The sequence below is a fragment of the Cyanobacterium sp. IPPAS B-1200 genome (assembly GCF_001747005.2).
Lineage (GTDB): Bacteria > Cyanobacteriota > Cyanobacteriia > Cyanobacteriales > Cyanobacteriaceae > Cyanobacterium.
The window spans coordinates 2248071-2261468 of the sequence record NZ_CP182899.1; the positions used below are offsets into that span (position 1 = coordinate 2248071).

Annotated in this window: 11 protein-coding genes; 7 read left to right on the forward strand and 4 right to left on the reverse strand. The window is 36.4% G+C overall.

The window, feature by feature from the left end; all coding sequences use genetic code 11:
- Positions 1 to 18: 18 nt before the first annotated feature.
- Together A5482_RS10410 and A5482_RS10415 are read right to left on the reverse strand one after the other, a co-directional pair.
- On the reverse strand, positions 19 to 3174 hold the full coding sequence (locus A5482_RS10410) for a hypothetical protein (protein ID WP_083260358.1): 3156 nt from the start codon (positions 3172 to 3174) through the stop codon (positions 19 to 21).
- A 19-nt stretch (positions 3175 to 3193) separates the two neighbouring features.
- Entirely contained in the window at positions 3194 to 3403 is a 210-nt protein-coding gene (locus A5482_RS10415) for an acetyltransferase (protein WP_069789499.1), read from the reverse strand.
- Between the two features lie 197 nt (positions 3404 to 3600).
- Between A5482_RS10415 and A5482_RS10420 the strand changes: the two genes are divergently transcribed.
- From A5482_RS10420 to A5482_RS10445, 6 genes are all read left to right on the forward strand, one after another.
- Positions 3601 to 3723, forward strand: coding sequence for a hypothetical protein (locus tag A5482_RS10420; protein WP_255365524.1), 123 nt, complete (start codon positions 3601 to 3603; stop codon positions 3721 to 3723).
- 40 nt (positions 3724 to 3763) lie between these two features.
- On the forward strand, positions 3764 to 4354 hold the full coding sequence (gene cbiT, locus A5482_RS10425; protein ID WP_069789500.1) for a precorrin-6Y C5,15-methyltransferase subunit CbiT: 591 nt from the start codon (positions 3764 to 3766) through the stop codon (positions 4352 to 4354).
- A 112-nt stretch (positions 4355 to 4466) separates the two neighbouring features.
- A complete protein-coding gene (locus tag A5482_RS10430) occupies positions 4467 to 5345 on the forward strand; it encodes a universal stress protein (protein WP_069789501.1) in 879 nt (292 codons plus the stop codon).
- Positions 5346 to 5726: 381 nt separating this feature from the next.
- Positions 5727 to 6512, forward strand: coding sequence for a hypothetical protein (locus A5482_RS10435; protein WP_069789502.1), 786 nt, complete (start codon positions 5727 to 5729; stop codon positions 6510 to 6512).
- Between the two features lie 163 nt (positions 6513 to 6675).
- The gene (locus A5482_RS10440; RefSeq protein WP_446684759.1) at positions 6676 to 9672 is read left to right on the forward strand and encodes an ATP-binding protein; all 2997 of its coding nucleotides are present in this window, start codon (positions 6676 to 6678) and stop codon (positions 9670 to 9672) included.
- Positions 9665 to 10765 carry a response regulator gene (locus A5482_RS10445; RefSeq protein WP_069789503.1) on the forward strand — a complete coding sequence of 367 codons (1101 nt, stop codon included), beginning with the start codon at positions 9665 to 9667 and terminating at the stop codon, positions 10763 to 10765. The genes A5482_RS10440 and A5482_RS10445 overlap by 8 nt, the downstream gene beginning before the upstream one ends.
- 80 nt (positions 10766 to 10845) lie before the next feature.
- Here A5482_RS10445 and A5482_RS10450 read toward each other — a convergent pair whose 3' ends face one another.
- Positions 10846 to 11508: a class I SAM-dependent methyltransferase gene (locus A5482_RS10450; RefSeq protein ID WP_069789504.1), complete on the reverse strand. Its 663-nt coding sequence runs from the start codon at positions 11506 to 11508 to the stop codon at positions 10846 to 10848.
- A gap of 174 nt (positions 11509 to 11682) precedes the next feature.
- Positions 11683 to 11997: a slr1957 family protein gene (locus A5482_RS10455; protein WP_369816691.1), complete on the reverse strand. Its 315-nt coding sequence runs from the start codon at positions 11995 to 11997 to the stop codon at positions 11683 to 11685.
- Between the two features lie 567 nt (positions 11998 to 12564).
- Between A5482_RS10455 and A5482_RS10460 the strand changes: the two genes are divergently transcribed.
- On the forward strand, positions 12565 to 13344 hold the full coding sequence (locus A5482_RS10460) for a hypothetical protein (protein ID WP_069789505.1): 780 nt from the start codon (positions 12565 to 12567) through the stop codon (positions 13342 to 13344).
- Positions 13345 to 13398 lie beyond the last annotated feature (54 nt).

Below are 13398 nucleotides of genomic sequence, written 5' to 3' on the forward strand. Positions count from 1 at the left end.
CCTTGTAATGTTTTTGGTTTATAAAATGGCGAACCGAGTAACCGCTAGATAACCAGCGATCGCCGAGGCTGCCAAGGATGATAAAGCCGAGCTAAATACCCACCAAGCAGCACCAGCCGCCATTTTTCTGGTTTCTCGTACTTGTTTTTGTGCTTCCTGTTTGACAGAATCAAGGCGTTTTTGTGTTTCCTGTTGAATTTTTTCAATTTTGTGTAAAACGTTATCCCTTGAGCTTTCTACTTGATCGATAACTCGGTGAACATCTGCTTCAGAGATGTCATCACGGGAACTTAAAACTGCCACGAGGGTTTCTCTGTCGAACTGAGTCAAGCGATCGCGCAGAGCCTCCAAACCCATCTGAGGGTCATTAAATAGTTTGCCAAAGTCTTGCTTGATGCCTTCATAGTTGAGTTCAGGGAGTTCTAAACCATTGAGATAGCTGCGAACACTATCAAATCCTTTATCAATCTTTGACTGGATGGCCTGTTGTACTTGCTGGACTTGTTCAATGATGGCCTTAAAGTTAGATTCCACCTGATCAGCAATTTGATTGGCTTCTTCCTCGCTCAAATCTTCCCGTTGAGCCAAAAGGGCGACAAAGGTTTCACGATCAAACTCGGAAGTGCGATCGCCCAGACTACTTAACCCCGCACGAGGATGTTGCAACAGAAGTTGTAAATCACGCTTAATGCCATCAGGATTTAATTCTTCTTTATCAGTGTTTTGCAGATACTCTTCTAAATTCGTTTTAAAATCAACCGCCTCTTTTTGGACACGGTTTGCCAAACGACGGGGAGCTTTGACTACATTACGAATGGCAGATTGTATCTGGTCGATGGCTTGATTGACTTGTTCTTCGCTCAAATCTTCTCGCTGACTCAGTAGTTTGACTAAAGTTTCTCTGTCAACGTGAGACAATCTTTCTTGCAGAGCAGAGGCTCCAGCTTTAGGATCACTGAGCAAGGTTGAGAGATCCTGTTGAATCCCTTCGGGGTTCAGTTTCTCTAAGTTGGCATTGCGGAGATATTGAGAGAGAATTTGCGTTGTTTTTTCATGCTTTTCTTTAGGTCTATTTGCCAGTTTATTCGCTACTTTAACCCGTGCCGACTCCATTTGATCTAACACCTGATTAACCTGTTGTTCGTTCAGATCTTGACGCTGACTTAGTATCTCCATAAGGGTACCTCGATCAAATGGAGAAAGCCTTACTCGAAAAGCATTTAACGTCACATCGGCATCATGAAATAATATTTTTAAATTATCATGAATATCTTTTGGTCTAAATTCTTCCTTGTCTGTATTGCGCAAGTAATCTGATACTTTGTGATGTAATTCCTCTGCTCGAGCTTGAATGTGGTTTTGCAACTCTTTGGCTTCTGACAGAACCTGATCGCGGGTGCTTTCGAGTTGATTCAATATTTGAGCAACTTCTTCAGAGTTAATTTCCTCCCGTTGGCTTAGAATTTGCTTTAGGGTGCTACGGTCAAACTGACCAAGATGCTCTTCCACGTGATCTAAATCTGTGTCGGGGTCTTCTAGCAAGGTTTTAAAGTCTTGGGCGATCGCCTCGGGATTTAGTTCTGCTTTATCCGTAGAGCATAGATAGTTATCCACACGACTGCGGAAATTTTGCAATTTTTCTTGATTTTCAGCGGTTTGGACGGTACTAAAAACCTCGTTACGAATGTCTTCTAAATAACTAGCTAAATCTTGGCTTCCTTTGGAGTTAAAGTCATCTCGTAGGCTCAATTCATGCACAAAATAATCATGATCAATCAGTTCCAACTCTTTGCGAATAATACCAGGATCTGCCTGTTTATCATAAATCACATCCCTAAATTCTTGCTTAACTGTTTCCCTGTTGAGTTTCCAGCGTGGGGAAAACAGCAAATAGTTTTCGAGATCTCCCTGAATTACACTAAAGTTTTTTGGTTCTTGAGCGGATTTACCATTTTGATGACCGTTGGACTCATGGTTTATGTCCAATGAGTTATTTACAAATGTCTTTAGTTGCCCACCGATTTTCTCTACATCCACATCGGAAAGATCAACATTTTGCAAAGCTCGACTCAAAAGTGCTGTGGAGCCAAACTGAAGCGCACGACTGGTCAAATCTTCTCCAGGAGTTAGCTGAGTTGAAGTTTTTTTAATCAGTTTATTTAACTGCTCACGGAGTTTACCTGATTGGAGGTCTTCTGGTGCTGCAGACTTCAACTGTTTAATTAATTCTTGAGGATCGCTTTTTCCGTGGGAATCAATAACCTTTTTCCATGCCGATTCAAGCTGGTCGGTAATACGATTGATGTCTTTTTTTGAAAGATCTGTACGGGTGCTAACTAATTTAACAAAACTTTCTCTATCAAAGTTTTTCAGCAAATCACTATCGGCGATCGCCTCTAGGTCTGCATCTTTAAATAATTTCTCAAACTGATTCCCCAATTCCTCAAGATTCAAGCCTGATGACTGTATCTTGTCTAAGGAATCTTTTACAGTTTCAATACTATCAGGGTCAAAACCTACACTCAACTCACGACGAACCGCCGCCGTAATATCCTCTGCGGTAGAAACCATTTGATTTTTAGCACTGTTGGCTCCTAACATGGCTGTGCCAGTGCCTACCAAACTTTGAACCCCCGTGGTGGCAGTATTGATCATCGATCCTAGTAATGAACCCATGGCGGTAGAACCCAACCAAGTCAGTAAGGTAAAGAACACTGACCAGATAGTTATACCAATAATTGCCCCCAGTATAGGGCTAACCACTAGACTCAGTTTTACAGCTAGAAAAGAGGCGACAAATAGGGCAATACTTACACTAATTAATAGTCCAAATCCGACTTTTGTTTCAATGGCGCGAACGTTGTCACCAAAACTTTCTGAGCCGCTATCACGAGAAGGACTATCAGGCCCTGTCACCACTGCGATGGCTAGGTTAGTAAAGAGCAGTTGAAAAGCAAATGCCATGACAACCCCTACCACCAATGCTAGTAAAAATTTAGGACTCGAAAACAAAGTAACTGCTGGGGCGATCGGCAATTGTCCTACAATTTGGTTAGGCTCGAGTGCGTTAGCCCAACTATTTGAAGAGCCAATAGCCAAGGTTCCTGTAACTGCCACTGTTACAGCTAAACTCATAATCATAAAAAATCTACGAATGTGTCGAAATGAAATCATTTTCTTTACCTCAAAAAAATTATGATTTTGTGTAGTTGACATCTAACCAACAGATGGGCAAGTCTTCCCCAGAAGGAAAATTCAAATTCTTCTTTTTCATGGGTTCGGGATCTTGCTCTTCTTCCCCCGCTTGTATTTGGATTAAAATCCTACTGTCATTGGGGTCAGTCAATGATTGAAGATCTATGACTTCTACTAAGTTTCTTGTTCTTTTGTTCTGTAACAACATAAGTATCCTTCTATAAATTTATTTAGTTTTGGCATTTGTCTTACTCTCACATCTCCATGGTGGAAATCATGTTTCTTTTGTGGTCAGGGTGTATGATTTGTTTGAATACGTTTCAATTCTTAAAGGGTGGCATCAATGGAGTAGGCAATAAGGAATATTATTTTGTTTTTCTTGAAAGGATTAAGAGGTAAGTTGTCTTGACAGCTTGTCATGTAATATGGGGATTAGAGCATAAAGAAGAAAAAAGACAATATTTTGCTGATTTTGTCAATGTTTATTCTCTTTATATATATAGTTTGGTTTTGCCCCCTACCCCCTAAAGACATTATTTTGATTGTAAATATAATAAATTTTTAAATTATGGTGTGGAAATATAAAACTTCAGGCATCCCCGATGAACTTTTTGAGCGTTTACCGGGAATTCCCCTGACGAAAAGAGAGGTCAGATTATTGATTTTGTCGGCTTTACGGTTGGAGGATAAATCAGTAATTTGGGATATAGGTGCCGGTACTGGTACAGTGTCCATTGAAATGGGTTTGTTATGCCCCCAGAGCGAAATTCTTGCCATTGAAAGGGATCCCGAAATTGTTTCTTTAATTAAGAAAAATAGTAAAAAGTTTAAAGTAACTAATGTTACAGTAATGGAGGGTTGCGCCCCTGATTGTCTTGGGGAGATCAAATCTAAACCTGATCGAGTTTTTATTGGGGGTGGTAAGTCGGTGAAGGCTGTTTTGACAGAAGTTTGGGATAATTTACAAGGGGGTGGTCGGGTAGTGGCGATCGCATCTAACCTTGAAAATCTTTACCAACTCTCCGAAGGTCTAGCCCAATTACATGCTCGAAATATAGAGGTAGTACAATCATCTATTAATCGCCTAGAAACAAGGGGTATCAGTCAAGTTTTTGCGGCGATCGCCCCTGTATTTATCCTCAGTGGGGAAAAGATTTAAAATAATATTAATAAATAATATTTATCACTATCATCTAAAGTTTAATCAATAATTAATATGATTAAATGTTACCCTAAAATAAATAAAATAAAATATTACTAAAGAAAAATATATGCTCCAGCGTTGCCTGATTTGTACAGACTTAAAAGATGGATTACAAAAACTAGCCCGTTTTGTAAATAGTTTTGAACATAGTGGTCTAAAGGAAATTACCTTTTTACATAGTGTTCCTCTCTGGACAGAAGGGGAAATTCCTCGCATCGATCAAGACAGAATTGATGAGGTTAAAAGTTTTCTATCTTCTCAATTAGAGAATGTTCCAGACTCCATTAAAGTCAATTTAGAAGTGGTATCAGGAGAACCTACCACCAATATAATTGAAACTGTAGAAAAATATAATATAGATTTTGTAATTCTTGGTACCACGGTAAAAACTGCTATTCAAGAAGGTATATTTGGCTCAACCGCTACCAAATTAACCAAAAAATTAAAAGTCCCTTTTATGATTTTACGCCCTCAATTAATCTCTGTTTATCGAGATGAGGAATTAGCCCTAAGATGTAAGCATCTCAATCGTTTTTGGCTAGTACCTTACAAAGGTGGTAAGTCTTCTCGTTATCTTATTAATAAAGTCAAAGAATATTGTCAAAAAGAGTCTCTGAAAACTCAACATCAAATATTATTATTAACTGTAGTAGAAGAGGTTTCTCGTTCTTCTTTATTATTAGAAAATAGGCTTGAAAATGCCCAAAAAGATTTAGCAAAAGTGGAACAAGAATTAAAAGATTTGGGTTTAGAGGTTCAATCTATAGTGAAAAAAGGCGATCCCATTATGGAAATCCTTGATATTGCCCTTAATTATGATGTAAGTGCGATCGCCATTGCTGATGATCGTGATAATATTTTGCTAAACTGGACAGTGAAAAGTTTTGCCCAAGAAATCCTCCATCGTAGTTGGTTTCCCCTCGTTTATTTCCCCCTAGAAAAATAATATTTATTATTAATTTTATAGCGTTTTTTATAATTATGAGATACATTTATGATTTTCAAGTCCCCCGAATTTCCGGGGGATTTAGGGGAATCATTTTGTACCCCGTAACCATGATAATTGCTATATCTCCGAAAAAACACAAATAATTAACGGTGGGCATCGCCCACCATATAAAAATTAATTAACACATAGTTTTTGTGAATTTTTAACAAGGGGTTTAAACCCCTTACCCCCCCTCATACCCAATACCTGACACCTTTACAAGACTATAAATTTTATCCCGAACTCAAGTTATATGTAATACCCTTGAATATGCCATAAACCATTAAAGATTACTACCACTAAAAATACCAACCATATCCCTGTCACATTTACCTGACCATGAACTTCAAAAGTTTAATATTAATTATCTTTTTCCTAGTTTTAATTTTATTATTAATACAAAATTCTCAAGCTATTCCCATTATCATATTAGGAAGCTCACCTATTAATATTCCCCTATCAATTATTATTTTTAGTGGCTTTTTTGGAGGAATAATTTCTACCCTAATTATCAACTTTTTTATCAAATTATCTACACCTAAAACTCCTAAATATTCCAACTATAATCCTAATAACCCCAACAATCCACAACCCTCTGGGGAAAGCCAATATTCAAAAAAGATAGAAGAAAAATATCACCCATACTATCAACCAAAATACAAAGAAGATCCCATTTATCCCGATGATTTAGATAGAGAGCCAGTACCCTATCCAGAAACTACTAAATCAGAAAAAATTGAAAATAAAGAAATAGAAGATATTAATAATAATACTCCTCAAGAACCAATTATATTAGAAAAAAATCAAGATAAAGAAGAAGATAAAACCATAGATATAACTCCCGAACCAGAAATTATAGAAAAACCAGAACCAGAAATAAAAATAGATCCTGCCGATAAACCAGAACCAGAATTAGAAACCAATCAAAAACCCCGTCAAGCAGCCCCTTACTCATACCAATCCAGAGAGAGGACAGAAATAGTACCTAAAAGTGCCAAAATACCTCCCCGTCAGCCTTCTCGCACCATGGAAGGGGGAATTTATGACGCCACCTATCGAGTTATTACCCCAGCCTATGAACAAGATCAAGAATTTGATGATTTTGAAGAAGACTGGGATATTTAATTTTTCTAAACATTTATGAATAATTGTTAAATAATCATCACTAGATTTTGAGAAAAATAGCTAAAATAAACTTACTTCAATTATGAAAAAAAGTCAGTTTACATTGATTAAAAATAAAAAATAGCTACCTCAAAATCCCCCTCTTTTCATTAAAGAAACTGTCATGATTAATCTAACGACTAGCGAACAACAATACCACGAACAATATGAAATTAGGTATCCTGGTTCGATTCAAGCCCACGGAATCTTGATAGTTATTGACCTTGAAAGCCTGAAAATTATTCAAATCAGTAATAATGTCCAAAATTTCCTAGATGTAGCGCCTTTAGATCTATTAGAAAAGCCCTTAAAAGAGTTGCTTTATCCTAAGCAAATAGAAAATATTTTAGCATCCTTAAAAGACAACAATCATGATTTTTTTGAGATTATTAAAACCAAAAAATCTAAGGATAAAATTAAATTTCAAGGTACTATTCACACGATCCAAGATAGTATTATCTTAGAACTTGAACCTCTACACTTTGCTGAACAGAAATATTTACCAGATTTATATAGTCTTTTAAATAATGCCATTCTTAATACTAGCTATAGTTATAGCTTAGAAGAAACCTATCAAGTTATTACCAAAGAAATCAGAAAAATCACTCAGTTTGATCGGGTTTTAATTTATCGTTTCAACTTTGACAATAGCGGAGTGGTAATTGCCGAGGATAAAAAAGAAGGTATTGAAAGCTATCTAGGTTTACATTATCCCTCCTATGACATTCCCTCCCCTGCCCGTGAATTTTATGAACGAAGTTGGTTAAGGATTATTTGTGATGTGTCTGCCCCCCCTGTTGATATTATCCCTCATCAACATCCCCTCAAAAACCAAGAGTTAGATTTAAGTCACTCTATCCTAAGAAGTGTTTTTCCCTGTCATATTGAATATCTAAAAAATATGGGAGTAAAGGCTTCTATGTCCATATCTCTCCTCAATCAAAATAAACTTTGGGGGTTAATCGCCTGTCATCACTATTCTCCGAAGCATATTAATTACGAAACCAGAAAGGCGGGGGAATTTTTAGGGCAATTTTTGTCAGCGCACCTATTCTGTAAACAAGAACAAAAATTTAAAAATTATCGTTTGCAAATACAGGGAATTCAAAATCGACTCAGGCAGGGTTTATTAAGGAGTCCAGACTTGATAAAAGAAGTTTTTATGCGAAATAAAAATAGTTTAATCAACCTTACTAAGTCCCAAGGTTTAGCGGTTTGTTTAGATAATGATGTTCACCTGATGGGAAATACCCCTAGCCAATGTCAGGTAAATAATTTAATCAAAGAATTTCTTAATCAAAGTCAACAAGAGATATTTTTTACAGACTCTTTGTCTATGATTTATCCACTAGGGAGAGAGTTTAAAGATACAGGGTGCGGAATTTTAAGCATATCTTTGTTTTTAACTAATCATACCTATCATTTAATTTGGTTTCGACCTGAGCAATCTTACGAAGTGCCTTGGGGTGGTAATCCTTATGATGTGAGTATTGAAAAGATTGATAATATTTCCCAGTTTACCCCCCGTAATTCCTTTGCGATGTGGAAAGAGACGGTAAGAAATAAATCTTTTCCTTGGGAGTCTGTGGCAATTGAAGCGGCGCAGGAGTTAAGGAAAGTATTACTACTAACAGCCCTAGAGTTTTCCCAATATTCTCAACATATTTTGGAGGAGACAACAAAACAAGCCAATGCGGCTAACTTGGCAAAAAGTCAGTTTCTGGCAAAAATGAGCCATGAATTGCGCACTCCCCTTAATGCAATTTTGGGCTTTACTCAAATGATGAATCGAGATTGCTCTCTTTCGGAAACACAACAGGAATATTTAGGGATTATAAATCGTAGCGGGGAGCATTTGTTGTCTTTGATTAATGATGTTTTGGAAATGTCTCGCATTGAGGCGGGGCAGATTACTCTCCACCAAACTTGTTTTAATCTTCATGATTTGATTAAATCGGTGCAGGAGTTGTTAACTATAAAATCTAACTCTAAGGGTTTATCTTTTCGTGTATATCAGGATGATGATTTACCACAATTTTTGGAGGGAGATGAGAGTAAGTTACGCCAGGTTATTGTTAATTTGGTGGGTAATGCCATTAAGTTTACAGATGAAGGTCATGTGGATTTATTTTTATCTTTATTATCGTCGGATAATTTGGTGGGCAGACAGGTGCAATTGTTGATTGAGGTTAAGGATACGGGAATAGGCATTGAGGAAGATAATTTAGAGAGCATTTTTGAGCCTTTTAAACAAACTGATAATAATGTTCATTCTCGAGAGGGTACGGGGTTAGGATTGTCTATTAGTCGTCAATTTGCCCGGTTGATGGATGGTGATATAACGGTTAGAAGTAGGTGGGGAGAAGGTTCTATTTTTACTTGTCGTATTGCCATGACTCTTCCCGAAAAGATTGAGCAAAAATCCCAAAGTAATTCTCGTCAGATAATTGGTTTACAACAGTCACAACCTGTTTATCGTATTTTGGTAGTAGAAGATGTGGAGGATAATCGCCTGTTGATGGAAAAAATGTTGCAGTCCATGGGTTTTGATGTGCAAACTGCTTGTAATGGAAAAGAGGCGATCGCACTTTGGCAAACATGGCAACCCAACCTAATTTGGATGGACATGAGAATGCCAATCATGGACGGCTATCAAGCCAGTCGTCATATCCGTAACCTAGAAACCATGGAAGACAAACCACCAGTACCCATTCTCGCCCTCACCGCCACCGTCTTCGACGAAGAAAGAGAAGCCATTCTTCAAGTAGGATGTAATGATTTTGTGAGCAAACCCTTCCAAGAAAAAGTCATCTTTGAAATGATGGAAAAATATCTGGGCGTTAAATACATCTATCAAGAAAAGCGAGACAAAAACCAAAATAAAATCCAACATCCCACCCCAGACACACAACAAACACAAACACAGTTACAAAAAATGCCCTCCCCATGGATAAATCAACTCCATCAAGCGGCATTGAGTGCCAGAGAAGCAAAAATTAAAACATTAATAGCCGAGATTCCCCCAGAATATAATTCCCTTGCCCATCATCTTAATCATATGCTCAACAACTTATTTTTTGATCAAATAATCAACCTAACCCAAGGTGATACTAATGAATAATTTAACCTCTAAAAAAGGAGACATTCTCATCGTCGATGATGTCCCCGAAAACTTGCAATTATTATTTACCATGCTCACAGATCATGATTATGATGTACGAAGGGTTTTAAGTGGGCGACAGGCTTTGCAGGTAGTTGACATCGAAGCCCCTGATTTAATTTTGCTAGACATCAAAATGCCCAAATTAGATGGTTATGAAGTATGTAAAATTCTCAAATCCCAAGAAAAGAGCAAACATATCCCCGTCATCTTTCTGAGCGCCCTTAACGATACCTTTGACAAAGTACACGCTTTTAATGTGGGCGGTGTTGATTACATCACGAAGCCGTTTCAAATTGAAGAAGTAGTTATCCGAGTCGAAAATCAATTGCGTTTACTCAATATGCAAAGGGAAATTGAACGCAAAAACAAGGAACTAATGCTATTAAACCAAGATTTAGAAGCATTCAGTCATCGAGTATCCCATGATTTAAAGAACAAAATTCATGTCATCAATGGTTTTAGTCAACTAATAGCTCAAGAGTTTGCCCATAAATTTGATCCCGATGTTAAAGAATATTTTCAATATATCCAAGATGAAGGAAAAAGAATGGCGGAGGTAATTCGAGATTTATTGCGTTTATCTCAAGTACAAAATATCGATATAGAATACTCTAACTTCAACATCAGTGAAGTAGTTTCCGAAATTAGCGATAAGTTTAAAGTCAAAAATTGCGATCGCACCGTTGATTTTATCATTACTCCAAACCTTTACTGTCGAGGAGATCTTAATCTTATGAGAATTGTTTTAGAAAATCTCTTGGAAAATGCTTATAAGTACACTGCCAAAGTAAAAAAATCCCGCATCGAATTTGGAGTTATAAAAAAAGCTACTAAAAACATCTACTTTATCAAAGATAATGGAGCCGGATTTGATCCCCAAACAGCTGAAAAACTTTTTACTCCCTTTCATCGCCTACATACCGACAAAGAATTTCGAGGTACTGGGGTTGGTTTATCCACCGTGAAGCGAATCATTCAACGACATAACGGCGAAATTTGGTATGATGCCCAAGTTAATCAGGGAGCAACTTTCTATTTTTATTTATCGTGAAAAATATAAAATTATTGGCATTTTTTGTTCCCTATTCTCTGCTTCAATGAGAAACTATATCTAAAATCAGCAACGCCCAATTATTTTTTACGAGCCAATGTTACACCATCTCCGATGGGAATTAAACTAAGATCAATACGATCATCTTCCTTTAAAAATTGATTAAATTCCCTAATTTTGTTTGTCCTTTTATCATCAATATTTTGGTCTGCAACCCTACCATACCAAAGCACATTATCGATCGCCATTAGCCCCCCTCTACGCACCAACCACAGACACTTTTCATAATAATTAAGATAATTACTCTTATCTGCATCAATAAAACAAAAATCAAAAGTTTCCTTTTCCCCTTGCTCTATTAAATCATTCAGAGTATCAAGGGCAGGAGCCAAAAAAAGCTCAATTTTATCCTCCACTCCTGCCTTACGCCAATACTTCTTGGCAATGTCCGTATCCGCCTTACAAGTATCACAACCAATCAACTTACCATCGTCAGGCAAAGCCAAAGCCATAATGGTTGAGCTATAACCCGTAAATACCCCTATTTCTAATACCTTCCTTGCACCCATCAACTTTAATAATAAAGCCATAAACTGCCCTTGTTCGGGGCAAATTTGCATCCTACCCACAGGATGACTTTTCATTTCCTTTCGCAACTCCCCTAAAACGGGATTTTCCCTCAAAGATACAGACAACAAATAACTATATAGCTCAGGACTTAGGTTAATGGTTTGGTCAGTCATTCTAAAAGAAAAATGGTATTGCTGAATTTAGATCTTATTTTTAGTTTAGGTGGATAAGGGGCGATCGTAACAATATCATAAGATATTAAATGTTTATGATAGTTTAATAATATTTGAGTATTAAGCAACCCCCGAAAAATTATCTCTAAACTCAACAATGTAAAAAATAATTATCTAATCAATGTCAAAATTTCCCACTACCATGGCACAAAAAGCAAAAGCAAAAACTAAAGGCATCGGAGAATTTAACCCATAGCTAAATATAACCCCCAAAAAAGTAACTATTAAAGTAGCAGATACCCAAATTTTTTCTTGATCAGAAAATCCTTTTTCTGCCTTAATATCTAATAATATCTCCCTCGGAATAGGTAAAGGCATTACCCCATTAGGAGGAAAAGCCCAGTAATCTCGGCGATTTAAAAATAAGTCCGTCCAACCATTTTCGTTACACCATTCTTTAATCCAATCTTCTGAAAAATGTTTGATCATTTTTAATCGTCTTTGTTCATTCACTCTTTATCTAAATTATCAAAACTTTTTTAGTAAAAACACCTTTGTTTATTAAATGTAATATTTCTCCTTTATTATTAAGTAAAAATACTCACTGTATTGGCTCATATTTTAGAAATAATTAGCAATTATTAAAACATTAAAATAATATAAAATAATTACACATACTACAAATAATAGATAAGTAGGTTGGCGAAATTAATTATAGCTCTTATTTTATTAAGACTCTTATGAACAAGGGGTTTAAACCCCTTGCCTAAATCGATTTAATTATGCCTACTTACTTAGAATACCAAAGAGATTTTTCCTGAGTAAAAAAACAGTTAAACACGTAAAATTACCGATATTTGACGAAAGTTCATTACTAAATTTAGATATTATTTTTAGTTTAAGTGGGTAATAGGGAATGGTGACAATATTTTCAATCCCTGATTATCACCAACACTTCCAAAAAAAGCATTTTTTCAACTCATCTTAAATAGTCAAGGTTTTGATTGTTATAATTATTGTCATCACTATGAAGTATCAATCAAATAAAATCAGATAATGATTAAAAGAAAGAAAAAAATAAAAAGAATATTAAACTTTTCCTTGTTATTTATTGTTAGTTTTTATTTTTCCCTACAGAAACATAACCCCGCTACGGCACAAAATAACACTAATACAGAAATCATCGAACTTATTACCAGAATTGATGTTGCTAGTAATAATCAAGACATAGAAACTTTACAGCAGTATATTTCTCCTCAATTCAGTAACGAAGATGGCTTAGATAATGAGACTTTTTTAAGTTCCCTTGCACAGCTTTGGAATACTTATCCTAATCTGAAATACACTACCACCATCAACTCCAGCGAACAAAATCAAACACAGTTAATTCTCAACACTACCACCACTGTAGAAGGTAGCAAACAAGAAAATGGGGAGACTGTCAATATGGTTTCCGAAATTACAGCCCTTCAAACTTTTGAAAATCAACAACTAATTTCCCAAGAAATTCTAACGGAAAAAACCCGTGTTACTACAGGAGAAAATCCCCCCGAAATTACTTTCAGATTACCTCAAACAGTTAGATCAGGTCAAGCATTCGATTTAGATGCGATCGTGGAAGATCCCATCGGTAATGGTTTAATATTAGGAGGGGTAAAAGAAGAACGAGTAAATCCCGCTTTATTTACGAATCCACAACCCATGGAATTAGATGCCCTATCCGCCGGGGGAATCTTCAAACGAGTTACCATCAGGGAAGGAGATCATTGGTATTCTGCTATTTTTATCCGTGAAGATGGCACAACTATGATTACCCAAAGGGTAAGGGTTGAATAGTAAAGAAAAATATACGAATAAAAGAAACAATGGGCTTAAGCCCATTGCCAATAA

Excerpts from the sequence above, each read along its gene's own strand:
- A5482_RS10430 (WP_069789501.1), top strand. The coding sequence starts at position 4,467 with ATGCTCCAGCGTTGCCTGATTTGTACAGACTTAAAAGATGGATTACAA.
- A5482_RS10450 (WP_069789504.1), bottom strand. The coding sequence starts at position 11,508 with ATGACTGACCAAACCATTAACCTAAGTCCTGAGCTATATAGTTATTTG.
- A5482_RS10410 (WP_083260358.1), bottom strand. The coding sequence starts at position 3,174 with ATGATTTCATTTCGACACATTCGTAGATTTTTTATGATTATGAGTTTA.
- A5482_RS10460 (WP_069789505.1), top strand. The coding sequence starts at position 12,565 with ATGATTAAAAGAAAGAAAAAAATAAAAAGAATATTAAACTTTTCCTTG.
- A5482_RS10445 (WP_069789503.1), top strand. The coding sequence starts at position 9,665 with ATGAATAATTTAACCTCTAAAAAAGGAGACATTCTCATCGTCGATGAT.
- cbiT (WP_069789500.1), top strand. The coding sequence starts at position 3,764 with ATGGTGTGGAAATATAAAACTTCAGGCATCCCCGATGAACTTTTTGAG.
- A5482_RS10415 (WP_069789499.1), bottom strand. The coding sequence starts at position 3,403 with ATGTTGTTACAGAACAAAAGAACAAGAAACTTAGTAGAAGTCATAGAT.
- A5482_RS10435 (WP_069789502.1), top strand. The coding sequence starts at position 5,727 with ATGAACTTCAAAAGTTTAATATTAATTATCTTTTTCCTAGTTTTAATT.
- A5482_RS10440 (WP_446684759.1), top strand. The coding sequence starts at position 6,676 with ATGATTAATCTAACGACTAGCGAACAACAATACCACGAACAATATGAA.
- A5482_RS10455 (WP_369816691.1), bottom strand. The coding sequence starts at position 11,997 with ATGATCAAACATTTTTCAGAAGATTGGATTAAAGAATGGTGTAACGAA.